The organism is Streptomyces sp. MMCC 100 (genome assembly GCF_041538145.2).
Taxonomy (GTDB): domain Bacteria; phylum Actinomycetota; class Actinomycetes; order Streptomycetales; family Streptomycetaceae; genus Streptomyces.
This window is the reverse complement of the sequence record NZ_JBGORK020000001.1, coordinates 6,683,251-6,706,333: the sequence shown is the minus strand read 5'-3', so window position 1 is coordinate 6,706,333 and position 23,083 is coordinate 6,683,251. Positions and strand designations below refer to the sequence as shown.

The following is a 23,083-nucleotide window of genomic DNA, read 5'->3' as shown; positions in this document are numbered from 1 at the left end:
ACATGAACCACTGCGTGATCGTCTCGTAACATTGCCGCATGTCTTCGACCGAGCCGCCGTCCGTGCCGCCCGCAAACGTGCTGCCGAAGGTCGCGGCCGTCAGGGTCGCGGACGGGGAGCGGCTCAGGTCGGTCCACCTGCCCGGCACCACCCTGACGGTGCGGTCGAGACCGCCCGCCCGCGAGGGACTGCCGCCCGCCCTCTACGTCCACGGCCTCGGCGGCTCCTCGCAGAACTGGTCCGCGCTCATGCCGCTGCTGGACGGCGTCGTCCACAGCGAGGCCCTCGACCTGCCCGGCTTCGGCGACTCCCCGCCGCCGGACGACGGCGACTACTCGATCACGGGCCACGCGCGCGCGGTCGTCCGCTATCTCGCCGCGGCCGGGCGCGGCCCCGTGCACCTCTTCGCGAACTCGCTCGGCGGCGCCGTCGCGACCCGCGTCGCAGCGGCACGGCCCGACCTGGTGCGGACGCTGACCCTCGTCTCGCCCGCGCTGCCGGAGATCCGCGTGCAGCGCAGCGCCGTTCCGACGGGGCTGCTGGCGTTGCCGGGAGTGGTGCCGCTGTTCAACCGGCTCACCCGGGAGTGGACCGCGGAGCAGCGGGTCCGCGGCGTGACGGCGCTCTGCTACGGAGACCCGGGGCGGGTGACGCCGGAGGGCTTCCGCAACGCGGTGGAGGAGATGGAGCGGCGGCTGCGGCTGCCGTACTTCTGGGACGCGATGGCGCGTTCCGCCCGGGGACTCGTCAACGCGTACACGGTGGGCGGCCAGTACGGACTGTGGCGACAGGCCGAGCGGGTTCTCGCACCCACGCTCCTGGTCTACGGTGGACGGGACCAACTCGTCGGCTACCGCATGGCCCAGCGGGCTGCCCGCGCCTTCCGTGACTCCCGGCTGCTGACGCTGCCGGACGCGGGACACGTGGCGATGATGGAGTATCCGGAGACCGTGGCCACGGCGTTCCGTGAACTCCTCGCGGACACCGCGGACAGCGTGGCCGGAGCGGACACGGCGGACACCGGGAAGCCGGCGGGTGGCGAGAGGACCGACGGGGCCGTCGACGGCGAGCCCGCCAACCAGACCACAGGAGGCTGAGGCGCGACGTGGGACGCCACAGCCGCCGCGGGCCCGCCCCCAAGGCCGACGCCGCGGACAACGCCGCGACACGCGAGAACCGTTCCGGACAGCCCGACCCGCGCCGGACGAACGGCCCGTCGCAGGAGCCACCAGGGCCGTACCGGCCACAAGACCCACAAGGTCCGCACCGGCCACAGCGGCCGTACGGGCCACAGCGGCCGTACGGGCCGCAGGGCGGCGACGGGCCGCCCCGGGGCGCGGTGCCGGGTGACGCCCCGGGCGTCCGTCAGGGGTACACGGGCCCCGGCCCCGGACCGGGGCGAGGACCAGGCGCGCGATTCCCGGAGGAGACCCCGGCCCACGGCTTCCCGCGGACGTCGGACGGTACGCCCGCGCAGGGCGTCCCGAGGTTCCCCGGCGGTACGCCCACCCGCGGCGTCCCCAGGTTCCCCGACGGCACCCCGGCGCACGGTGTGCCGAGGGTCCGCGGTGGTCACCCCGAGCAGCGGGAACCCGGTGGAGGCTGGGGCGAGTTGGGCGGGGGGCCCGGTGCCGGGTACGGACCCGAGGCGGGACCGCACACCGGCGCCGCCCCCGCGTCCTTCGCGCCGGCGTCGCCCTCCGGGCCGCCCGTACCGTCGGCGCCCTTCCCGCGGCAGCGGCGGGCGCCCCAGGAAGGGCCGCGGCAGGACTACCTCGACGCCTTCGGCGAGGACGACGACGTCTTCGCGGCACGCCCCGCGCGTCGTACCCCCGGCGCGGCGCGGCCCGCCGATCCGTACGCCTCCGTCACCGACTGGAGCGCTGCCGACGGGGGCGCCGTCGGGAACGGCGGCGGGGGTGGCGGTATCCCCGACGATGCCGACGACCTGTCGCCCACGGGTGAGCCCGCGCCGGTCAGTGGCGCCAAGGGCCGCACCTTCACCGGTATCGCGGCGGCCGCCGTCACCACGGTGCTGGCCGTCGTCGTGGCCGGGCAGGTGGCCGACGGGTCGGGCGAAGGAGACATGCGCTCTCAGTCCGCCGCCGACCAGGCCCAGGGCGCCCACGACCCCGCGTCACGGGACGACGAACGGCCGACGCCCTCAGCGTCCGAGGCCGCCAAGCCGCTGACGTACGAACAGAAGATGGGCAAGACGTACCCGCTCAGTGCCACGCTCAAGGGCCCGGGGAAGTTCGACGCGATCCCGGGCATCGCCAAGGGGACCGGGAAGGGGCAGGAGTACACCTACCGCGTGGACGTGGAGCAGGGGCTCGGCCTCGACGGCGAACTCTTCGCCGACGCCGTGCAGAAGACGCTCAACGACGACCGGAGCTGGGCCCACAACGGCGCCCGCACCTTCGAGCGCATCCACTCGGGGCAGCCCGACTTCGTCATCACGCTGGCCAGTCCCGGGACCACCGCCGAGTGGTGCGCCAAGTCCGGCCTGGACACCACCGAGGACAACGTGTCCTGCGACTCGGCCGCCACCGAGCGAGTGATGATCAACGCCTACCGGTGGGCGGAGGGTGCCGAGCCGTACGGCGACGCGATCTACGCGTACCGGCAGATGCTGATCAACCACGAGGTCGGTCACCGCATCGGCTTCAACCACGTCACCTGCGACAAGGACGGCGAACTCGCCCCGGTCATGCAGCAGCAGACGAAGTTCATCGACCACGACGGAATCGACTGCCGCCCGAACCCCTGGGCTTACCCGAACGGCTGACCGGACAGGTCGGGCCGAGCCAGGCCAAACGAGGCCGAGCCAGGCGAGGTCAGGCCAGGCCAGGTCAGGTCAGGCCAGGCCAGGCGAGGGCCTGAGCGTCGCGCGTGGTGACCGCTTGATCTCATAGCGCGACCGAACGCGCGTCGCACGGGAAAGTTACGACCGTTCACCCCTTTTGGTGGCGCGATGGACAACCGTCCATCGCGCCACCTCCTTGTCCGCATACGTTCGTCCCGCTGCGAGCCGCCGGGCCAACGGCGGCTCCCCAAACGGGAGATCGGGGGTGCGCGCGTGCGCATCGGACTGCTTACGGAGGGTGGCTATCCGTATGTGGGCGGTGAGGCCGGGCTCTGGTGCGACCGGCTCGTGCGCGGGCTGGCGCAGCACGAGTTCGACATCTACGCCCTCAGCCGCAGTGAGCGGGAGGAGGCCGAGGGCTGGGTTCCCCTGCCGTCGCAGGTCGGCCGGGTGCGTACCGCCCCGTTGTGGGAAACCGAGGACGACGGAATCGTCCACGGACGGCGCGCGCGCCGGCGCTTCGCCGAGTACTACGGCGAGCTGGCCACTGCCCTGTGCACCACCGCCCCCGGTGATCCGTCCGGGAGTTCGGAGGGAGCGCCTCAAGGGCAGTCGGCCCTTGAGGCGGACCGTTTCGCCAGTGCGCTGTACGGCCTCGCCGAACTCGCCCGCGACGAGGGCGGACTGCCCACCGCACTCCGCTCGGAGACCGCTGTACGCGCCCTGGAACGCGCCTGTCGCGCGCCCGGCGCCCACCGCCCCGCACGCGAGGCGCGCGTTCCGGACCTGTTGACCGTCGCCGCCCGCCTCGAACGCGCCCTGCGCCCCCTGTCGCTGGACTGGTACGAGGACGACGACCTCGGCTCGGTGGACCTGTGCCACGCGACCTCCGGCGGCACGGCCGCCCTGCCCGGCCTGCTCGCCCGGCACTTCTGCGAAGTCCCCCTGCTGGTGACCGAGTACGGCGTGCGGTTGCGGACGCACTACCTGACGGAACCCGATTCCTCGCCCGCGACACGGGCCCTGCTCGCCTCCTTCCACGGTCGGCTGGCCGCCGAGACGTACCGGCGCGCGGCCGTGATCACGCCCGGCAACACGCACGCCCGCCGCTGGCAGGAGCGTTGTGGAGCCGACCGGGCCAAGCTGCGCACGGTCCACCCGGGCATGGACGCGGCCCCCTTCGCGGAGGCGGGGGAGTACCCGGAGTGCGCCGACCCGAAGACCCTCGTCTGGGTCGGTCGCGTCGAGCCGGCCAAGGACCTGGTCTCGCTGCTGCACGCCTTCGCGGAGATCCGCAGGGCGGAACCCGCGGCGCGCCTCAGGATCGTCGGCGCCCCCTCCGGGCCCGAAGGCGCCGCCTACCTCGCCCACTGCAAGGGGCTGGCCGCGCAGCTCTTCCCCGATGAGGCCGACGGCCCGCACGCCGTCGGCCGCAACCCGGTCTCCTTCGAGGAGACCGGCGGGCCCGAACTGCCGTCCCGCGCCGACGCGTACGCCTCGGGCGCCCTGGTGGTGCTCTCCAGCGTCGTCGAGGGGTTCCCGTCCGGGCTCGTCGAGGCCATGTTCTGCGGCCGCGCGACGGTGTCGACGGACGTCGGCGCGGTGGTCGAGGCCATCGGCGGCACCGGACTCGTCGTGCCCCCGCGCAATCCGCAGGCGCTCGCCGAGGCGTGTGTCGCGCTGTTGCGCGACCCCGAGCGCCGTGACCGTCTGGGCGCCGCCGCGCGCGCCCGCGCGCTGGAGCTGTTCACCGTCGAGCAGAACGTCGCGGCATTTCACAGCATTTACCTGGACATCCTCTCGCGTACACCGGTACGTCGCATCGTCCTCGACGACACCGGCGAACCCCTGCCCTTCGGCGTCCCCGCCGAGGCCCATGTCCCCGGCCGCTGGAGCGACCCCACGGCCCGTGTCGCGCCCAGGGGCGGTCCCGGTCCCGGGCCCGGTCCTGGTGCGACGCGGAGCGGTCCGGGCTGGGCGACGGACGGCCCCGTCCGAGCCGCGGCTCCGGTGTCGGCGACCGAGGGGGCGGCCCGATGAGCGGCGTCGACGAACTGGACCGGCCCGAGACCCCGCGCAGCCCGGGCGCCTGGGACGAACGCTCACGGGCATGCCTGACCGACGCGACCGGGACCGACGGGACTCATGGGATCCATGGGACCAGCGGGACCGACGGGATCGATGGGGCCGTCGCGGCCGATGACGCCTACGTGGCCGCCTCGGCCCTCGGCACCGAGGCGGATGGGGGAGAGAGCGTGCGTTCGGCGGAGGACCGGCGCGCGGAGGAGAGCGTCCGGTCTTGCGACGTCGACGGTCGTGACGGCGTCGGTCGTGACGGCGTCGGCCGAGGGCCCGTCGGTCGTGACGGTGTCGGTCGAGGGCCCGTCGGTCGTGACGGTGTCGGTCGAGGGCCCGTCGGTCGTGACGGTGTCGGCCGAGGGCCCGTCGGTCGTGACGGTGTCGGTCGAGGGCCCGTCGGTCGTGACGGTGTCGGTCGAGGGCCCGTCGGTCGTGACGGTGTCGGTCGTGACAGTGCCGTCCGCGAAGGTGTCGGTCATGGGGGCATCGGCCGTGACGGGGCCGGTCGCAGGGGCGACGGTCGTGACGGTGTCGGTCGTGACGGTGCCGGTCGTGACGGTGTCGGTCGCGAAGGGGGCGTCGCCGGTGGGGAGGGCCGCGACGGCAGGCAGTCGCCGTCCGCGTCCGCCGCACGCCGCGCCGCCGCCGACCCCGTGAAGGGGCTGCTGCACCGCCACCGCGACCTGTGTGAACGCGCCGTGGACCCACTGGAGATCGCGGCGGGTCTTGAGGCGCACGGCGTCACCGACCGGACCGCCGCACGCTTCCGACACCGGGACGTCTTCTCCCTCGCCGAAGAGATGTACGCCCGTGTCCCGCGTGACGGCGACACCCCGGCCCGCCCCGAGGACGCGCCGACACCACGGCCACGCACCGCAGGGGTCGTCCTCGCCCTGCTGCCCGGCGTGCTGTGCGCCGCCGCCGTGGCCGGACTGCGCCTCACCGAGGGACGGCCGCGCCTGGTCGCCGCCGCCGTCGGCATCCTCGCCGTGACCCTGGCCCTGGGCGCGGCACTGCGCCGTGGGCCGCTGAGCGCCGCGACGCGCATCACCAGCACCTGGACCTGCTGGCTCGTCGGCTACGCCCTCCTCGGCGACGGACTCCTCCGCAACGCTGTCACCGGCGGCCCCGACGGCCTCCCTGACGGCACCGCCGACGGTCCCTGGCCCGTCACGGTCGCCCCCGTCCTTGCGCTCGCGCTGTCCTACGCACCCGCGGTCGGATGCGCTCACCTCTTCGCCGCGGGCGCCCGCCGCAAACTGACGTCCAGCAGGGGCCTGGCCGACTTCTCCGCCTCCGTACGCCCCCTGCTGCTCGGCACGTTCGCCCTGTACACGGGTGCACTCGCGGCCCTGCTCGCGCTGACCGGAACCGTGCTCGGCGAGCCCGCCGCCCATCCCCAGGCCCTCACCCTGGGCGCCCTGCTGCTGCTTGCCCGGCTGCTCACCGTGCACGGTCACGCGCACGCCTCCACGCTCGTCCTCACCACCACGGCCACCGCCGAGGCGGCCGCCCTGGCCACAGCCTTCGCCGGCCGCCTCCCCGGTTGCGGCTTCCTGACCGTCCCCGTGGACGCCATGGTCGCCGCCTGCGGCCCGGCCGGTGTCCCGACGGCCGCCTGCGGGATCGGCGCCCTGACCCTCCTGGTCCACGCGTCCCGTCGCCTGACCAGGGCCTCGGCCCACGCGTCGACGGAGCGAACGCGATGAGCGCGCGCACGGACAGCCCCTCACACGTCCTCACAACCCTCGCATCACCCCTTGAAGGAGCCCCCAGATGACCACCTCCCGACCCGACGCCTCGGCACCGGGAGCCGCCCGATGAGAGTCCTGCTGATCGGAGCCAACGGCTACATCGGCCGCTTCGTCGCCGACCGTCTGCTCGCCGACCCCGCCGTCCAGCTCACCGCCCTCGGCCGCGGCGACGACGCCGACGTCCGCTTCGACCTCGCCACCGGCAGCCCCGGCGCCCTCACCCGCTTCCTCGACGCGGTCCATCCCGGAGTGGTCGTCAACTGCGCGGGCGCCACCCGGGGCGGAGCCCGCGAACTCACCCGGCACAACACCGTCGCCGTCGCCACCGTCTGCGAGGCCCTGCGCCGCAGCGGCTGCGGGGCCCGCCTGGTGCAGGTCGGCTGCAGCGCGGAGTACGGTCCCAGCCAGCCCGGTTCCTCCACCGCGGAGGACGCCGTGCCCCGCCCCGGCGGCCCCTACGGCGTCAGCAAACTCGCCGCGACCGAACTCGTCCTCGGCTCCGGTCTGGACGCCGTCGTCCTCCGTGTCTTCTCGCCCGCGGGACCCGGCACGCCCGCCGGCTCCCCACTCGGCCGCCTCGCCGAGGCCATGAGGCGTGCGATGCAGTCCGGGGACGGCGAACTACGCCTCGGCGGCCTCGGCGCCCAGCGCGACTTCATCGACGTCCGCGACGTCGCCCGCGCGGTGCACGCGGCCTCGCTCTCCGCCGCACAGGGCGTCATCAACATCGGCTCCGGCCGGGCCGTCCGGCTGCGCGACGCCGCCGCCACCCTTGCCAGGGTCGCCGGCTACGGCGGCGCCCTGCACGAACTCGACGGGCCCCCCGGCGCCCTGCGGCCCACCATCGGCCACCCCCGCACCGAGTCCGTCGGCCACCGCGTCGACGCCCTCGGACACCACCGCGTCGACGCCCTCGGCCACCACCGCCCGGACCCCCTCGGAAGCCGCGGCGAGCGCACCGACGCCGAGCACACGGCCCCGGCCCCCCACCCGTACCCCGACGGCTGCGGCAGCTGGCAGCAGGCCGATGTGCGCACCGCACGCGACCGGCTCGGCTGGCGGCCCCGGATCGCCCTCGAAGAGTCCCTCGCCGACATCTGGATGGAGGCGGCATGCCGTATCTGACCAGCACCAGAACAGGCACCGCGAGCACCGGCGTCCGCACCGGATTCGGTGTCCCGGGACTGGCCCACCCTCTCGTCGCCCCCGACGAGTGGGCCGGCCTCACCTGCCCCGGCACCCCGCTGCACTGGGTCGTCCTCAACATCGCCGACGGTCCCGGCGCCCACCCCGACCCGCGCTGCCTGGAGGCCGCCGGCCGCCTGCGCAATGCGGGCGTCCGCGTCCTCGGCCATCTCGACGCCGCGCACGGAGCCCGCAGCCTCGGCGAACAGATCTCCGACGCGCACCGCTACCTCGACTGGTACCAGGTCGACGGCTTCCTCCTCGACCACTGCCCGTCGGAACGGGCCGCCCTCCCCGAGGTCCGCCGCACGGTCACCACTCTCCGGGCGATCCGTGACGATGCCCACATCGTCCTCGGCCACGGCACCCACCCCTACCCCGGCTACGCCGAGAACGCCGACCAACTCGTCACCTTCTCCGGCACCTGGGCCGACTACCGCTGGTCCCAGGCGGCCGAGTGGAGCGCGGACTATCCGCCCGACCGCTTCTGCCACTTCGTCCACGGCGTGCCGCGCGGGCATTTGGAGGAAGCGCTGCGCATCGCCCGCTGGCAGGGAGCCGCGACGATCTACTTCACCGACCGCACGGACCGCGGCGGTCGCGCCGACCCGTGGGAGACGATGCCCGGCTACTGGGACGAAATCGTCTCGCGAGTCGGGACAGGTGTCTCGGAATGAAAAAGGCCGTGGCAGTGTTACTGGCAGAACAACCGTAATTACTGACCGACCAACGGAGTCCCCGTGTCGCTGCCACCCCTGGTCGAGCCGGCTGCCGAGCTCACCGTAGACGAGGTCCGCAGGTACTCCCGCCACCTGATCATCCCCGATGTGGGGATGGACGGGCAGAAGCGGCTGAAGAACGCCAAGGTGCTCGCCGTGGGCGCGGGCGGCCTCGGCTCGCCGACCCTGATGTACCTGGCGGCAGCCGGTGTCGGCACGCTCGGCATCATCGAGTTCGACGAGGTCGACGAGTCGAACCTGCAGCGTCAGGTCATCCACAGCCAGGCCGACATCGGCCGGCCCAAGGCCGAGTCCGCCCGTGACACCATCAAGGGCATCAACCCGCTGGTGGACGTGGTCCTTCACCAGGAGCGGCTCGAGGCCGACAACGTGATGGACATCTTCAGCCAGTACGACCTGATCGTCGACGGTACGGACAACTTCGCGACCCGCTACCTGGTCAACGACGCCTGCGTGCTGCTGAACAAGCCCTACGTATGGGGCTCGATCTACCGCTTCGACGGCCAGGCCTCCGTCTTCTGGTCCGAGCACGGCCCCTGCTACCGCTGCCTCTACCCGGAGCCCCCGCCCCCCGGCATGGTCCCCTCCTGCGCCGAGGGCGGCGTGCTGGGCGTGCTGTGCGCGTCCATCGGCTCCATCCAGACCAACGAGGCCATCAAGCTCCTCGCGGGCATCGGCGAGCCGCTGGTCGGCCGCCTGATGATCTACGACGCCCTGGAGATGACCTACCGCCAGGTCAAGGTCCGCAAGGACCCCAACTGCGCGGTCTGCGGCGAGAACCCGACCGTCACCGAACTCATCGACTACGAGGCCTTCTGCGGCGTCGTGTCCGAGGAGGCCCAGGCGGCGGCCGCCGACTCCACGATCACTCCCAAGCAGCTCAAGGAGTGGATCGACGACGGCGAGAACATCGAGCTCATCGACGTCCGCGAGCCGAACGAGTTCGAGATCGTCTCCATCCCGGGCGCCCGACTGATCCCGAAGAACGAGTTCCTCATGGGCTCCGCCCTCGAGAGCCTCCCGCAGGACAAGAAGATTGTCTTGAACTGCAAGACGGGTGTCCGCAGTGCGGAAGTCCTCGCGGTCCTCAAGTCCGCCGGCTTCTCGGACGCCGTCCACGTCGGCGGCGGCGTGATCGGCTGGGTCAACCAGATCGAGCCGGAGAAGCCCGTCTACTGATCACCGGCTCCGCTCACCAGCGAGGCTGAAGAAGCCCACGGCTCTGACCAGTTCAGATGCCGTGGGCTTCTGTCGTTGTTGGCTGACGTCGGGTGACCTCGGACGGCCCAGGGGCGGCCCAGGGACGATCGCCTGCCGGCAACCTACCGACCTGAGCTCAGTTGTGGGCGACAACTGGTGTGAAGCGCCAGCGAGATCCCGATAAACCGGCCTACCATAGCAGGGCTAATGGGAGGGAAGAGGGGCAACCATGACGACAGACGGCAATCACGAGTCAAGTGAACCCGAGTTTAATGAGACCCTAACCGAGTTTATGGATCGGCGGCAATTCGAGGTTCTTAAAAGGGGTGAGGGTCTAATTCAGTTCCGGCGTGGCCAGCAGGCGCGATACCTCACCCTGCCGGAGCGTGACATTCCTGTACTAGTTGAGCAAATTTCCGGACACCCTGAGCCTCATCCAGAATTCCAAGGAGTGGTCAGCACAAAGGGCAGATATGTTGAAGTGGCGGTGCGGCCTGGCCTCCCTCGCCCAATATCGGTTCTCTTGCGACCTCTGGTCCAGCAACATTTTGATTGCGAAGAACACACCCGCGACCCTTTTCCGCGAACATCGCCCGCCGAAGACAGACACGGCTCGCGCGAGGGAACTGCGGTGTCGTGGCACATGCGGGACGCTTCATCGGGGTGCTGTCTCGAATTGTCAACCATATCCCCATGCGCCACCCTGTTTGGGAACGGCAGGTTTTCGCCACTGCTTCGATGGAACATGGTTGCCATGTCGGTAAAGATCGCGTTCGGTGAGGAGCTCGACAAGAAGACGCTCCTATCGCGCAGCAGGGGAATACTAGACTCATTCCTGTTTGAACTGGACGTGCGAAACGGGATACCCATGGTTCCCGTGCGCATGGAAAAGAGGCGCTCGTTCGCGGCTGACAGTAGCGCGAAACGGAGCCTGGAGCTGCGCTTCCCGAGAACGTCCGTCAGGCCAGAAGTGTCAGAGCTGTTCTCCTTCGCTGCCTCTGCGGCCAGCAATCCCCCGCTGTCATTCCTTTCCTACTATCAAGTGTTGGAGTATTTCTTTCCGACTGTCGCACACCGTAATACAATCAGAAAAGTTAGACGTGAACTGTCGGATCCTCTATTCGATTCGGCCGAGGATTTTTCGATTGCGAGAATCGTTTCATCGGTCGAGAGGGCGGCGATATCTTCAGAGGAGTCCCAGCTCAAGGTGTTGGTGAACGATTGTGTGCGGACAGACCGACTTCAGGCGTTCTTCTGTCTCGACGAATGGGAAAATCACTTCTCAAAGTCGGGGCCCATCTCCGGGATTGAGTACATTAACGTAAAGAATCCTCAAAAATCTCTAGCTAATCAAGTGGCTGAGCGCATATATGGTCTGCGAAATCGCATCGTGCATGCAAAGGATGATCCCAAATATGCTCAAGCGCGTGTGCTATTGCCTCAAAGTGAGGAAGCTTTTTCCCTGGGGCCCGATATCGCCTTGATTCGCCTGCTTGCAGTGGAAGCAGTGATAGACGCGCAAACGACAACGTGACGTGATGCGAACCAAGGTCGGTGGAGCGGCTTTGGGCTGGAGCTGCTTTGGGGCGAGTGATCTTGGCCCCGTAAGCTTCCGGCGAGTCGGGCAGTCTGTGGACCTGCCCGTTAAAGCACGACGTTGGGGCCAAGATCTTAGAGGCTCGCCCCGAAGTGGCTGCCTAAAGCCGTGGAGCCGACCGCCCCAGCCATAGAGGGTTTCTCCCCACTTCATGCCCGCAGCCGCCGAGCGCGCCGCCGGGCGCGGCCAGCCGGGGCGAAGACAGGAGGCGGGCCGCGCCGTAGAGGCGGCGCGCGCCCGCGCCGTGCGCGGGCCTTGATGAACGTAGGGAAAGTCTTACCGCGCTCTGATCACAGGGCGAACGGCTCGTACGCCAGGGCTCGGTCAACGATCTTCTCGGCTGTGGGCTCAGGGGCTGATGCCCAGAAGATGTAGTCGCTGACGTGCGGACAACCAGTGCCGCGCTTAAGGGCCGTGATCATCACGTCACACTCAGCGTCGTCCGCGTAGGAACCATCCATGAGCCGCTGCACCAGGCCGATGGCTTCATCGCGATTCATGCCGCGCGGTTGCCTGGCTTCTGGCCGTGCTCCAGGTACACCAGAGCCGCTTCCTTCCGGGCCTCCGTCGCCGCGAGGATGCGTCGGGCCAGCCGCGGAATGGTGTGCTCGGTGATCTGCTCCGGAGTGAGGAACGCGAAATTCTTCAGCTCGTCGGCCTGAAGCTCGATGCCGGCCAACTGCTCACGGTTGAGCTGGCCGCCGTCGAAGAGGTACAGCACCTTGTCGCCCTCGGCCTCGTTCGGGGCCCAGTCGACCGCGAGGAGTCGTCCAATGGGCGGGGTGATCCCCAGCTCCTCTCGGACCTCTCGGACGGCAGCGTGCAGAGGGGATTCGCCGGTCTCGACGTAGCCGCCGGGGATGTCCCAGTAGTCCTTGTACGTGGGCTCCACCATGAGGACTCGGCCCGCGTCGTCAAAGAAGAGCGCACCCGCTGCCATACGCGGATGCGCCATCTTCGCTTCGTGTGCGTTCGCTGCCATGCAGCCGAGGGTACCCAGCTCAGACCACATGCAGCCTGTCGGCCAGATCCGCCAGGTTCCGGCTCGGCCGACCGCGCTGCCCCCGCACCCACGTGAGCACCAGCTCCCGGGCCAGATAGTGGCTCCGCACCTGCTCAGGTGCCCAGCTCTCCGCTTCGAGGATCTTCGCGAGCGCGTCATCCATCCGGTTGTGGCTGCTGAGCGCACGAGCCACTTCGAGGTTGTGCCGCGTACGACGCTCCGTCGGCAGCCCGGCCGTGTCGATCTGCGGCCCGAGATCTACGGCGATCTGCATGTCTCCCAGTTCGGCCGCCGTGGCCACTCGGTGGATGGCGACGTTTGTCGGCCCGAACGCGGTCCAGACGTGATTGGCGTCGGCTCCGAGTCGTTGGGCTGCCTGGTCCGCTGCCTCGAGGAAGGCGGCTGTTGTCGAGCGGTCATCCGCGCGCGCCGAAGCCATGGAGCCTGCCAGGTAGAGCGTCCCGTAGACAGAGAGAAGTTCGGGCGTCGGGTCGTCGAGTCCCGGTCGCAGATACTGCCCGGCGTCTCCGACCAACTGCATGGCTGCGTCGAATCGACCGTTGGAGAGCAGGCAGTGGGCCACGGAGCGGAACAGGGATCCGGTGACCACCGCGTTTCCCGACTGCTGTGCTGCGGCCAATCCGCGGTCGGCAGCGATCCATGCCAGATCGGTTTCCCCGAGCTTGGTCAGCACCATCGCGGCGCCTTGGTACGTCATCGCCATCAGCTCGTATGCCCGCTCCCGCTCTCGGCCCTGGTACGCCTGAGCGGCGATGAGGGCGTCAGCCAGCAGAAGGGGCAGTCGGCGAGTCGCGAACCCGTAGCGCGAGTCCTGGTAGGCGTCCCAGACCTCGACGACGCTGCTGCGTAGCTCGTCGAGTGATGTCGGCTCGCCCTCGGTCGTGACTCCCAGCAGCGGGGTCAGTTGGCGGTAGTTCATGAGGGCGGTACGAAGCGCCGGCACAGTGCGGGTGCCGCTGTCCGCCGTCCACTCCAGAAGAGTTGGTTCGGCCAACAGGTCGCCGAGCGTTACGTCCAGGGCGTCGGCGAGTGCCTTGATGACCGAGAGCCGGTCCAGCTCGATCCGGTTGTTCTCCGCCTTGCTCAGCCAGTCCACCGTGCGGCCGACCAGCCCGGCCAGGACCTCTTGGGAGATACCTCGCCTGCGGCGGTACCAAGCGACTCGTTCGCCGATCGTCAGGTTCGTCGTCATTCCTCGCATGGCTAGAGCGTCTTCCCATCTCCCTATGGGACCCCGGAGGAATTTTCCGGGGTAGTGCGGCGCCTCGCTCCTAGCGTTGTTGCTACCCCCAGGAGCCACCAGGACGAACACGCGACGGAGGAGCCACGATGCCGCTGACCCCGGCCGAAGTGGTGGAGCTGTGCCAAGAGTTGAGGGACCTCGAAGAGGAGGTGGAGGGCATCGGGCGCCGTGCAGACGAGTTGGTCAGCCGTCTTGCGGCTGCTTCCGGACCAGCTGCTCAAGCTGATCCATCCGCTCGGCAAGCCGACGCACCTCGCGCCGTACGTCCGACAGGTACCCGGCGATCTCCTCGAACTCCGGGCTGTGCTTCGTCCGGCGGGGCTCCTCGGGAAGGGTGACGAAGCTGCCCTTGCCCTGGTGAGAGATCGCGTAGCCGTCCTCACGCAACCGCGAGATGGCCTGACGTGCCACGGTTCGCGAGACGTCGTGCGTGTTCATCAGCTCCGTCTCGGACGGCAGCTTCTTGCCCGGCTCAAGCTCTCCCTGCCGGATGCGCCTCTTGAAGTCGTCGGCGATCTCCAGGTACTTCGCCCGCCCAGTGAACTCGGCCATAGCCCCTCTCCGTGCTTGTCGCACTAAGTGCAGCACACCGGACCGACAACCGTCGAGAAGTACTTGACGTACTAAGTGTGTTAGGTGCAGGCTCATAGCAAGCCGACGTACTAAGTGCGTCAAGTTCTACGACGTTCTAGGAGCGCTCTCATGCGTCAGATCCCCGTCGACACCTCCGCCGCGACCGTGATGGTCGCCAAGACTCCTGAGCCGAAGGTGAAGGATCGCCGGACCGGTGAGCTGGCCGTCGACGCCGAAACCGGTGCCAAGCTCATGACCGTGAACGTGATGTTCGCGGCCAACGACGAGGTCGAGATCCTGTCCGTGACCGTCCCGGAGACCGGCATCTCCGGAGAGCTGGCCATGGGTACCCCGGTCGCGCTGACGGGGCTCATCGCCCGGCCGTGGGAGAACGAGTTCAACGGCCAGAAGCGGCACGGCATCGCGTTCCGGGCGGTCGCGGTCACGTCGCTGGCCGCTGCGAGCTCGAAGGCTGCCTGATCATGACCTGGTTCATGGTCGCTGGGGTTGTGGTCGTCGCTGCTGCGGGTCTCCTGCGGTGGTGGCGCCCCGCCTGGTACTGGCTCACCTTCGGGGCCCTGGTCACGACGGTGCGGGTCCTGGTCCGCTACGCCTCGGTCATGGAGGCGTGCGGGCTGACGGTCCCGCCCTCGCGCTGGCGGCTGGCTCTGGCCCGGGTGACGAATCGGCCGGCGCCTGAGTCCCGGCCGCCGCGCATCCTGCGGTTACGGCCCACTCGTACCGGGCTGGTCCTGCGGCTCAAGCTCCAGCCGGGACAGGACGCCTTCGACGTCGCCGCCGCTACCGACCGGCTCCGCCACTCCTTCGCTGTCTACGGCGTTACCTCCCGTGAACTGCGCTCGGGAGTGGTCGAGGTTCGGATGACCGGCTACGACGTCCTCAAGCGAGTGCAGATGCCCGACACGGCAGAGACGCGGCCGATGCGCATCCCTGTGGCCATGCGGGAGGACGGTGCAGTGCACTACCGCGACTACCGTGCCGTCCCGCACGGCCTGACCCTGGGGGCCACGGAGTCCGGCAAGTCCGTCTACCAGCGCAACCTGGTCGCCGGGCTCGCTCCGCACCATGTCGCCCTGGTCGGCATCGACTGCAAGCAAGGCGTCGAACTCTTCCCGCTGGCCCGCCGGTTCTCCGCACTCGCCGACAACCCCGACACCGCCCTCGATCTCCTCGAAGCCCTCGTCGGACACATGGAGGACGTCTACCACCTCATCCGGGCCGAGCAGCGCATCAGCGTCGCCGTGCCGGACGCGGAGATCGCCGCCGATATCTGGGACCTGCGCGAGGACCTGCGGCCAGTGCCGGTCGTGGTCCTGGTCGACGAAGTCGCCGAACTCGCCCTCTTCGCCACCAAGGACGAAGAAAAGCGCCGCGACCGCATCATCACCGCCCTGGTCCGCCTCGCCCAGCTCGGCCGCGCCGCCGGCATCTACCTCGAAATCTGCGGGCAGCGCTTCGGCTCCGAACTCGGCAAGGGCATCACCATGCTCCGCGCCCAACTCACCGGACGCACCGCCCACCGCGTCAACGACGAAACGTCCGCGAACATGGCCTTCGGCGATGTCTCGCCCGACGCCGTCCTCGCCGCCATCCAAATCCCCACCGACACCCCAGGCGTCGCCGTCACCGGTGACTCGACCGGCGGCTGGGCCCGCATCCGCGCCCCGCACACCACGCTGCGCGAGGCCGTGAACATCTGCAACAAGCACGCGGACCGCACCCCCGACGTGCCCGCCCTGGCCGCCTTCCGGCCTGCCCTCGCTCCGCTGCCCAAGGCCCGGGTGCCGCTGTCCAAGACAGCCCCCGCCACCGCCTGACCCTCCCCGCATTCACGGTCGGCGCGACCGCCTTCGCGCCAGGTCCCTATCCCTCCCATGCCTGAAGACAGGAAGGAGCCGTGATGGCCCGCCCCGCTCTCCGCATCGACGCCGTGCTCGTCCAGGCCGTCATCGCCGGGGCACTGTCCTTCGCCCACCTCCACGACCTGGCCGCCGCTGCCGGACAGGACGGCTGGAAAGCCTGGGCCTACCCGATCAGCGTCGACCTGCTCCTGGTCGCCGCCTGGCGACGGCTGCGCACCGACGGCCCGTCCCGGCTGGCCTGGTCCTGGTTCCTCATCGCCCTGGTCGCCTCGCTCGGCGCCAACGTCGCCACCGCCGGACTCCTCGACCTGAACGACGTCCCGGCCTGGCTCGGCATCCTCGTCGCCGCCTGGCCCGCCCTGGCCTTCATGGGCGGCACCCTCCTCGCCCACTCACCCGCGGGCCACACCCCGGACCCGGACCCCACGCCCGAGGTGGAGACCGAACCTGTCGCCGCCGCTGACCCGGACCCGGAACCGGTGGCGGCCGTCGACGACACCCCCGCTCTCCCGGCCGCCGACCCGGCCCCGGCCTCGCCGGCCGTTCCGGTCCCGGCCGCGCTGGTGGACCACGCCCGCAAGGTCGCCGCCGACCACGAGGAGCGGACCGGTGCCCGGATCGACACCGACACCCTCCGCGCCCGCCTCGGTGTCCCGCCGCACCTGGCCGATGCCATCGCCGCCCAGCTCACCTGACCCGAAGGGAGACACCTCGTGCTCGTCGACCCGGCCGACCTGACCGCCGCCGACCACCTCGACGCCGCCCGCGAGATGGCCGCCACCAACCGGCCCTTCCTCGCCCACCTGCTCGCCGAGGAGGCCGCCCGCCTCACCGCCGACCCGGCCACCGCCGCCGCGATCCGCGCCGCCTACCCCCACCCGAACCTGACCCGAACGGAGACCGACTGACATGACCGCCCGTGACTTCTTCCACTCCGTGATGCGGATCGGCCCGGTGCAGATCGGCACCCACCGCGACCGCCACGGCCGCACCAAGCACGCCGCTGTGTGCACCAACGACCGCTGCGGGTGGTCCGCCGACTACACCGCCCAGTCCGCTGCCCAGCTCGCCGCCCGCACCCACCGCTGCAAGGTCAGCTAGGAGGCCACCCGATGGACGTCCCGCTCTGGTTCGCCCTGCTCTGCGTCGGAGTCCTCGGCGTCAAGCTCATCCGCCCGCCCTGGTGGCTCATTGCCGTACTCCTCCTCGGCGGCTACCTCCTCGCCGACAGCCTCCTGGCCCCGGTCATCGACACCGCCGTCAAGTAAGGAGATCCGTCCATGTTCCGGCCCAAGCTCCCGACCATGCCCCAGCCCACCGGCACGGTCACCCCGCCCGCCGTCGTCGAGCCGACGACCATCACGCCCGGCACCCCAGCCCCGCCGCCGGCCTCCACGGCCCCGGCTCCGTCCCGCTCGGTCGTGCAGCTCACCCCGGGCACCGTGCTCGCCCTCGTCGGCGGCGGCACGGCCGTCGTGCTGGTCGTCGGCGCCGTCCTGGTCTCCATGCTCCTCGCGGTCGCCGTCACCGCCGCATCGCTGGCCATCTGCGCCCTGGTCATCCGCTCGCTCGTCAACGCGCAGCACCGCCGCTGAACAGGTCACCGGGGCGACGCACAAGCCGCCAAGCACGCCGCCGCCCCCGGGCTGACCGTCCCGCCAAACCAACCGCCATCGCCAAAGGGAGAACACCGTGGACCCGCAGACAGCCGCGACCCTCCTGCCGTTACTCGGCTGGGCCCTGCACGGAAGCGTCCTCACCCACCGCCTCGCCTCCGCCCGCCGCGACCCCCTCACCGGCCTGCACACCCGCGCCGGATGGACCGCCCGCGCCGAACACTGCATCCGTCGCCACCCCCGCGCGGCCGTGCTCCTGGTCGACCTCGACCACTTCAAGACCCTCAACGACACCCACGGCCACGGCGCCGGAGACGCCGCCCTCATCGCCACCGCCCACCGGCTGAGCAGCTGGTGCGGACGCCACGGAACCGCCGGCCGACTCGGCGGAGACGAATTCGTCGCCGTCATCCGCGACCTGGACGCCGTCGACCTCGACGCCCTCACCACCGCACTCCACCAGCCCACGAACCACGACGGCACCGCCCTGCCGCTGGCCGCCTCGGTGGGGGTCTGCCCGGTCGCTGAGCTGCCGGTGCCCGCGCTCACCGATGCCCTCGCCGCCGCTGATGCGGCCATGTACGCCGCCAAGGGCCGCAGCCGCCGGGACTCCCGCGCTGCTCGCTGACCGGCCACCGGGTGGCGCACAAGCCGCCAAGCACGCCGCCACCCGGGGCCGTCCCTTCCAACCGCAATCGAAAGGAACCACCATCATGGCCCACCACACCCCGCCCCGGCCGAGGATCTGCCCGGCCTGCGACGGCTTCGCCTCCGTCCACATCACCACCGGCGGCCGCAACGCCCGCGGCCACCTGCGCACCATCACCGCCCACTGCCCGGCCTGCCACGGCACCGGCACCACCACCCGCCACACGCGGGAGGGCGCCCGTGCCTGACACCCTGCTCGACCCGACCACCCTCGGCGACCTGCTGAGGGTGGCTTCGGCCTCTGACTACGCCCGCTGGGAAGACCAGATACGCCGCACCGGCGGCTGCGCCAACCCCATCCACCTCACCGGCTGGACCCTCCACAAGGACAAGACCACCGGCGAGACCCTGCACCACTACACCACCGCCGACGAACCCGGCGGACGCCTCCGCCTCGCCTGCGGCAACCGCCGCGCCTCCCGCTGCCCCTCCTGCGCCTGGACCTACGCCGGAGACACCTACCACCTCATCCGCGCCGGACTCGCCGGAGACGACCGCCGCGACATCCCCGCCACCGTCCGAGACCACCCGCGGGTCTTCCTCACCCTCACCGCCCCGTCGTTCGGCCCGGTCCACAACCGGCCCGATCACGGCGCCTGCCGCTGCGGCACCCAACACGCCCCGGACGCCTCAGAACTGGGCACCGCCCTCGACCCGGCGACGTACGACTACGCGGGCGCCGTCCTCTTCAACAACCACGCCGGACAGCTCTGGCAGCGCTTCACCACACGACTGCGCCGCGAGATTGCCGCCCGCGCCGGCATCATTCAACGCGATTTGAAGGAGTGCGCCCGGCTTTCGTACGGCAAGGTCGCCGAGTTCCAGAAGCGCGGCGCCGTGCACTTCCACGCCGTGATCCGCATCGACGGACCCGACGGCCCCGACACACCGCCGCCGTCCTGGGCCACGGTCGACCTTCTCACCGAGGCGATCCACGCCGCCGCAGCGCACTCCTACACCTCGGTCTCCGTCCCGGCCGCCGCCGACCAACCGGCCCGCACCTTCCGCTGGGGCACACAGCTCGACGTCCGCCCGGTCAAGGCGTTCGGAGACGGCTCCGACATCACCGAACAAGCCGTCGCCTCCTACGTCGCCAAATACGCCACCAAGGCCGCCGAGAACACCGGCACCCTCGACCGCCGCGTAGGGGAGCTGTCCGAACTCGACCGTCACAACGTCCCCGACCACGCCCGCCGCCTCATCACCGCGTGCAAGACGCTCGATCCGCTCTACCCCGACCGGCGCCTGTGGGCCTGGGCTCACATGCTCGGCTTCCGCGGCCACTTCTCCAGCAAGTCCCGCCGTTACTCGACCACCCTCGGCGCCCTCCGCCAGGCGCGCGCCGACTACCGCGCCGCCCAGGAACACGCTGCCCTCGCCCTGGACGACGCCGAGCCGGACACCGTCCTCGTCCTCGCCGACTGGCAGTACGCCGGCCACGGCCACACCCCCGGCGAATCAGTCCTTGCCGCGTCTATCGCCCGGGACCTCCAGCTCAACCGCGAGACGGCCCGCGAAGCCCTACGTGACCAACTCACCGACGAAAGGGATCACTGACCATGGCCTCAGACCTGCCGCACCGGTTCCTGACCCCTGACGACCTGGTCGAGATGTTCGAGCTGCCCAGCATCGAGACGGTCTACCAGTGGCGCCGCAAGCGCACCGGCCCCCGCGGCTTCCGCGTCGGCCGCCATCTCCGCTTCGACCCGAACGACGTACGCGCCTGGATCGACTCCCAGCTCAGGGAGGCTGCCTGATGGCCGGCCACATCCAAGACCGCTGGTACCGGACAGAGACCGGCCAGGACGGCAAGGCTCGCAAGGTCAAGACCGACCGTCACGGCACCGGCTTGCGCTACCGCGCCCGCTACGTCGGCCCCGACGGCACAGAGAAGTCCAAGAGCTTCCCGGACCGGCAGAAGCGACTCGCTGAACAGTGGCTCGCGCAGGTTGAGGCTGACATGGCGCGCGGGCAGTACATCGATCCGCAGGCCGGTCGTGTCACCGTCCGGCAGCACGCAGAACGGTGGTTGGCCTCCCTCACCATGGACCCGAGCACGTTTGTGAGCACGGAACAGCGCATCCGGTTGCACGTCCTGCCCTACCTGGGAAGCCGCACGTTGGGCTCCCTGCGACCAACGCACATCCGCGAGTGGTTGCGGAAGCTGCAGGATGGGGGAGTGGCTCCCGCCTATCAGCGCGTGATCTTCGCGAACCTCTCCACCATGCTCACGGCGGCAGTCGATGACCGGCTCATCACTGAGAACCCGTGCCGCTCGTCGTCGGTACGGGCTCCGAAGCTCGATCACCGCCGCGTCGCCCCGTGGTCGCGTGACCGCGTCCTCGCCGTTCGCTCAGCGCTGCCCGAGAGGCATCGGGCCATGGTGGACCTGGGTGGTGGCTGTGGGCTGCGTCAAGGTGAGGTGCTGGGCCTGGCCGTCGATGACCTCGACCTCATCGAAGGGCTGGTGCACGTGGAACGGCAGGTCAAGCTCATCCGCAACCGGCCGGTGTTCGCTCCGCCCAAGGGCGGCAAGACGCGCACGGTCCCCCTGCCCGAGAGCGTCGCGCGGTCGATCGAGGAACACATCAGTCAGCATCCGCCGGCCGCTGTCACCCTGCCCTGGCGGGTGGTCGACGGAGAGCCAGTCACGGCGTCGCTGCTCTTCCATAGGGATCACGGCCGCCCGGTCAACCGCAATGACTTCAACCGCTGGACCTGGCGACCGGCCCTTGCTGCGGCAGACGTGCCCTTCGGGCGGGCGAGTGGGATGCACGCGCTGCGGCACTTCTACGCATCTGTCCTCCTGGACGCGGGGGAGAGCGTCAAAGCCCTCTCCGAGTACCTGGGGCACCACGACCCGGGCTTCACGCTCCGCACGTACACCCACCTGATGCCCAGCAGTGAGAAGCGCACCAGGGAGGCAGTGAACCGGGCCTTCGCGGACGGCCCGGAAACCGATGACGGCCCCACGACGGCCCAGGAGGCGTGAGAAGGGGCGGGAAGTGCAGGTCACGGCCCACACGACCTGACTTGCCCGTCTACTGACCGGCTCCCGGACCCGCTTCCCGGACGGCGGGGGTTTCGCGCACCGCAGGTGCCCGAAGCCCCCGCCGCCGTCATGAGCAGACCTTGCCGTCCTTCGGCACCGTCCCCTTCAACAGGTAGGCGTCCACCGCGGAGTCGACACAGTCGCTCCCGCTCCCGTACGCGCCGTGGCCCTCGCCCTTCCAGGTCAGCACCACGCCGACGTCCTTGCCCATCTCGTCCGCCATCCTGCGGGCGCCCTCGTAGGGAGTGGCGGGGTCGCCCGTGTTGCCGACCACCAGGACCGGGGCCGCGCCGGGCGCGCTCACCTCCGGGGTCTCGTGCTGACCGGCCACCGGCCAGTCGTGGCACCACCCGGCCGTGTCCCAGCCGAGGAAGGCCCCGAAAACGGGCGAGACCTTCTCGAACCTCGGCAGCAGCTTCTTCGTCTCCTCCACGGTCGGCCGCTGCTTGTCGTCCAGGCACGATATGACCCGCTGTGAGTGGGTCGTCGTGCCGTAGCGACCGGAGGGATCACGCTCGTTGTAGCCGTCGGCGAGCGCCAGCAGTTCGGAGCCGTCGCCCTCCTCGGCCGCCGCCAGCGCACTGGTCAGGGCAGGCCAGCCGCTCTCGCTGTACAGCGGCAGCACGATCCCGGTGAGCGCGAGCGTCTGCGTCAGCTCGCGCCCCGGCGAGGACGTGGGCAGCGGGTTCGAATCCAGCCGCTTCATCAGGTCGGCGATCTTCTGCGCCCCCTGCCCGGGTTCCTGTCCGGTCGACTTCAGGTAGTCGTCCAGCGCGCGCTGGAAGCCCCGGGTCTGGTTCTCGGCATGGCCCATCGTGTCGGCGCTCGGGTCCACCACGGCGTCGAGGATCACGCGTCCCACGTGCTTCGGGAAGAGGTGGGCGTAGACGCCGCCGAGTTCGGTGCCGTAGGAGATGCCGAAGTAGTGCATCTTCTCGTCGCCCAGGACGTGTCGCATCAGGTCCATGTCGCGGGCGGTGTCCGTGGTCGAGACGTGCTCCATGAGCTTGCCGGCGGCCTTCTCGCAGCCCTTGCCGAAGTCGGCGGCGTCCTTCAGGTACGCCTGCTCCTCGGCCGGGGTGTCCGGAGTGGAGTCCACTGATTCGGCGGCCTCGATCGCCTTGTCGGAGCGGCAGCGGACGCCCTCGCTGGCGGCCACCCCGCGCGGGTCCCAGCTCACCAGGTCGTACCGCTCGTGCAGGGAGGAGACGGTGTCGGCGTAGGAGGGCATCATGGAGACGCCGGAGCCGCCGGGGCCGCCGAAGTTGAACAGCAGGGAGCCGATGCGGTCGTCCCCGGTCGCCCCGGACCGGATCAGCGCGAGATCGATGGTCTCGCCGTCCGGATCGGACCAGTCCAGCGGCGCCTTGAGTGTGGCGCACCGCCAGTCGCCGTCCGGCGCCGGGGCATCGTCGGTGCCCTTGCAACGGGTCCAGTCAAGCGTCTGGGACGCCAGCGCCTTCGGCACTCCGGACGGTGCCGCCGCCGAAGGCCCCGCACTGCTCCTGCCCCCGTCGTCCTTGTCCTCGTCGGACGAGCCCCCGCTGCAGCCCGCTGTCAGCAGTGCGGCGGCGGCCGTCACAGCCGTCCACCTCACGAGACGCGCCATGTCCTCTCCCCCCT

General features: G+C 70.4%; 26 protein-coding genes. 20 read left to right on the top strand and 6 right to left on the bottom strand.

The window, feature by feature from the left end; translation table 11 throughout:
- The first annotated feature begins 38 nt into the window (after positions 1-38).
- The 3 genes from ABS735_RS30875 (at position 39) to ABS735_RS30865 (ending at position 4,846) form a co-directional block, all read left to right on the top strand.
- A complete protein-coding gene (locus tag ABS735_RS30875; protein WP_373902556.1) occupies positions 39-1,097 on the top strand; it encodes an alpha/beta fold hydrolase in 1,059 nt (352 codons plus the stop codon).
- 8 nt (positions 1,098-1,105) lie between these two features.
- Positions 1,106-2,788, top strand: coding sequence for a DUF3152 domain-containing protein (locus tag ABS735_RS30870; RefSeq protein ID WP_373902555.1), 1,683 nt, complete (start codon positions 1,106-1,108; stop codon positions 2,786-2,788).
- A 291-nt stretch (positions 2,789-3,079) separates the two neighbouring features.
- The gene (locus tag ABS735_RS30865) at positions 3,080-4,846 is read left to right on the top strand and encodes a DUF3492 domain-containing protein (RefSeq protein ID WP_373902554.1); all 1,767 of its coding nucleotides are present in this window, start codon (positions 3,080-3,082) and stop codon (positions 4,844-4,846) included.
- Between the two features lie 62 nt (positions 4,847-4,908).
- On the opposite strand, the gene ABS735_RS30860 is transcribed toward ABS735_RS30865, so the two are convergent.
- Complete coding sequence (locus ABS735_RS30860; protein WP_373902785.1) at positions 4,909-5,364, bottom strand: hypothetical protein; 456 nt, start codon at positions 5,362-5,364, stop codon at positions 4,909-4,911.
- 6 nt (positions 5,365-5,370) lie between these two features.
- On the opposite strand from ABS735_RS30860, the gene ABS735_RS30855 reads away from it, so the two are divergent.
- From ABS735_RS30855 to ABS735_RS30835, 5 genes are all read left to right on the top strand, one after another.
- Positions 5,371-6,594 carry a hypothetical protein gene (locus ABS735_RS30855; RefSeq protein WP_373902771.1) on the top strand — a complete coding sequence of 408 codons (1,224 nt, stop codon included), beginning with the start codon at positions 5,371-5,373 and terminating at the stop codon, positions 6,592-6,594.
- Between the two features lie 111 nt (positions 6,595-6,705).
- Positions 6,706-7,764, top strand: coding sequence for an SDR family oxidoreductase (locus ABS735_RS30850; RefSeq protein ID WP_373902553.1), 1,059 nt, complete (start codon positions 6,706-6,708; stop codon positions 7,762-7,764).
- Complete coding sequence (locus ABS735_RS30845; RefSeq protein ID WP_373902552.1) at positions 7,752-8,501, top strand: spherulation-specific family 4 protein; 750 nt, start codon at positions 7,752-7,754, stop codon at positions 8,499-8,501. Before ABS735_RS30850 ends, ABS735_RS30845 begins: the two co-directional genes overlap by 13 nt.
- A gap of 63 nt (positions 8,502-8,564) precedes the next feature.
- Positions 8,565-9,743, top strand: coding sequence for an adenylyltransferase/sulfurtransferase MoeZ (moeZ, locus tag ABS735_RS30840; RefSeq protein ID WP_061442663.1), 1,179 nt, complete (start codon positions 8,565-8,567; stop codon positions 9,741-9,743).
- 250 nt (positions 9,744-9,993) lie between these two features.
- Positions 9,994-11,298: a hypothetical protein gene (locus tag ABS735_RS30835; RefSeq protein ID WP_373902551.1), complete on the top strand. Its 1,305-nt coding sequence runs from the start codon at positions 9,994-9,996 to the stop codon at positions 11,296-11,298.
- A gap of 353 nt (positions 11,299-11,651) precedes the next feature.
- Here the strand turns inward: ABS735_RS30835 and ABS735_RS30830 are convergent, their stop codons facing one another.
- From ABS735_RS30830 to ABS735_RS30815, 4 genes are all read right to left on the bottom strand, one after another.
- Positions 11,652-11,861: an e9imm peptide gene (locus ABS735_RS30830; protein WP_373902550.1), complete on the bottom strand. Its 210-nt coding sequence runs from the start codon at positions 11,859-11,861 to the stop codon at positions 11,652-11,654.
- The gene (locus ABS735_RS30825; RefSeq protein WP_373902549.1) at positions 11,858-12,343 is read right to left on the bottom strand and encodes an NUDIX domain-containing protein; all 486 of its coding nucleotides are present in this window, start codon (positions 12,341-12,343) and stop codon (positions 11,858-11,860) included. The genes ABS735_RS30830 and ABS735_RS30825 overlap by 4 nt, the downstream gene beginning before the upstream one ends.
- A gap of 19 nt (positions 12,344-12,362) precedes the next feature.
- Positions 12,363-13,577, bottom strand: a complete 1,215-nt coding sequence (locus ABS735_RS30820; RefSeq protein WP_373902548.1) for a helix-turn-helix domain-containing protein — start codon at positions 13,575-13,577, stop codon at positions 12,363-12,365.
- Between the two features lie 234 nt (positions 13,578-13,811).
- Positions 13,812-14,180: a GntR family transcriptional regulator gene (locus ABS735_RS30815; protein WP_373902547.1), complete on the bottom strand. Its 369-nt coding sequence runs from the start codon at positions 14,178-14,180 to the stop codon at positions 13,812-13,814.
- 150 nt (positions 14,181-14,330) lie between these two features.
- Between ABS735_RS30815 and ABS735_RS30810 the strand changes: the two genes are divergently transcribed.
- The 12 genes from ABS735_RS30810 (at position 14,331) to ABS735_RS30755 (ending at position 21,400) form a co-directional block, all read left to right on the top strand.
- Positions 14,331-14,681: an SCO3933 family regulatory protein gene (locus ABS735_RS30810; RefSeq protein ID WP_373902546.1), complete on the top strand. Its 351-nt coding sequence runs from the start codon at positions 14,331-14,333 to the stop codon at positions 14,679-14,681.
- Positions 14,682-14,683: 2 nt separating this feature from the next.
- Positions 14,684-16,039: an FtsK/SpoIIIE domain-containing protein gene (locus ABS735_RS30805; RefSeq protein WP_373902545.1), complete on the top strand. Its 1,356-nt coding sequence runs from the start codon at positions 14,684-14,686 to the stop codon at positions 16,037-16,039.
- Between the two features lie 83 nt (positions 16,040-16,122).
- Complete coding sequence (locus ABS735_RS30800; protein ID WP_373902544.1) at positions 16,123-16,779, top strand: DUF2637 domain-containing protein; 657 nt, start codon at positions 16,123-16,125, stop codon at positions 16,777-16,779.
- A gap of 18 nt (positions 16,780-16,797) precedes the next feature.
- Complete coding sequence (locus tag ABS735_RS30795; protein ID WP_373902543.1) at positions 16,798-16,992, top strand: hypothetical protein; 195 nt, start codon at positions 16,798-16,800, stop codon at positions 16,990-16,992.
- 1 nt (position 16,993) lies between these two features.
- Complete coding sequence (locus ABS735_RS30790) at positions 16,994-17,185, top strand: mobile element transfer protein (protein WP_373902542.1); 192 nt, start codon at positions 16,994-16,996, stop codon at positions 17,183-17,185.
- Between the two features lie 11 nt (positions 17,186-17,196).
- Positions 17,197-17,352 carry a hypothetical protein gene (locus ABS735_RS30785; RefSeq protein WP_011030192.1) on the top strand — a complete coding sequence of 52 codons (156 nt, stop codon included), beginning with the start codon at positions 17,197-17,199 and terminating at the stop codon, positions 17,350-17,352.
- A gap of 12 nt (positions 17,353-17,364) precedes the next feature.
- Positions 17,365-17,679, top strand: a complete 315-nt coding sequence (locus ABS735_RS30780) for a SpdD-like protein (RefSeq protein WP_373902541.1) — start codon at positions 17,365-17,367, stop codon at positions 17,677-17,679.
- A 97-nt stretch (positions 17,680-17,776) separates the two neighbouring features.
- Positions 17,777-18,328 (top strand): GGDEF domain-containing protein, encoded by a 552-nt coding sequence (locus ABS735_RS30775; protein WP_373902539.1) that lies wholly within the window; start codon positions 17,777-17,779, stop codon positions 18,326-18,328.
- A gap of 85 nt (positions 18,329-18,413) precedes the next feature.
- On the top strand, positions 18,414-18,596 hold the full coding sequence (locus ABS735_RS30770; RefSeq protein WP_373902538.1) for a hypothetical protein: 183 nt from the start codon (positions 18,414-18,416) through the stop codon (positions 18,594-18,596).
- Positions 18,589-19,965, top strand: a complete 1,377-nt coding sequence (gene repSA / locus ABS735_RS30765; RefSeq protein WP_373902537.1) for a replication initiator protein RepSA — start codon at positions 18,589-18,591, stop codon at positions 19,963-19,965. The genes ABS735_RS30770 and repSA overlap by 8 nt, the downstream gene beginning before the upstream one ends.
- A gap of 2 nt (positions 19,966-19,967) precedes the next feature.
- Positions 19,968-20,165, top strand: a complete 198-nt coding sequence (locus tag ABS735_RS30760; RefSeq protein WP_373902536.1) for a helix-turn-helix transcriptional regulator — start codon at positions 19,968-19,970, stop codon at positions 20,163-20,165.
- Positions 20,165-21,400: a tyrosine-type recombinase/integrase gene (locus ABS735_RS30755; RefSeq protein WP_373902535.1), complete on the top strand. Its 1,236-nt coding sequence runs from the start codon at positions 20,165-20,167 to the stop codon at positions 21,398-21,400. The genes ABS735_RS30760 and ABS735_RS30755 overlap by 1 nt, the downstream gene beginning before the upstream one ends.
- Positions 21,401-21,527: 127 nt before the next feature.
- On the opposite strand, the gene ABS735_RS30750 is transcribed toward ABS735_RS30755, so the two are convergent.
- A complete protein-coding gene (locus tag ABS735_RS30750; RefSeq protein ID WP_373902533.1) occupies positions 21,528-23,069 on the bottom strand; it encodes an alpha/beta hydrolase in 1,542 nt (513 codons plus the stop codon).
- Positions 23,070-23,083 lie beyond the last annotated feature (14 nt).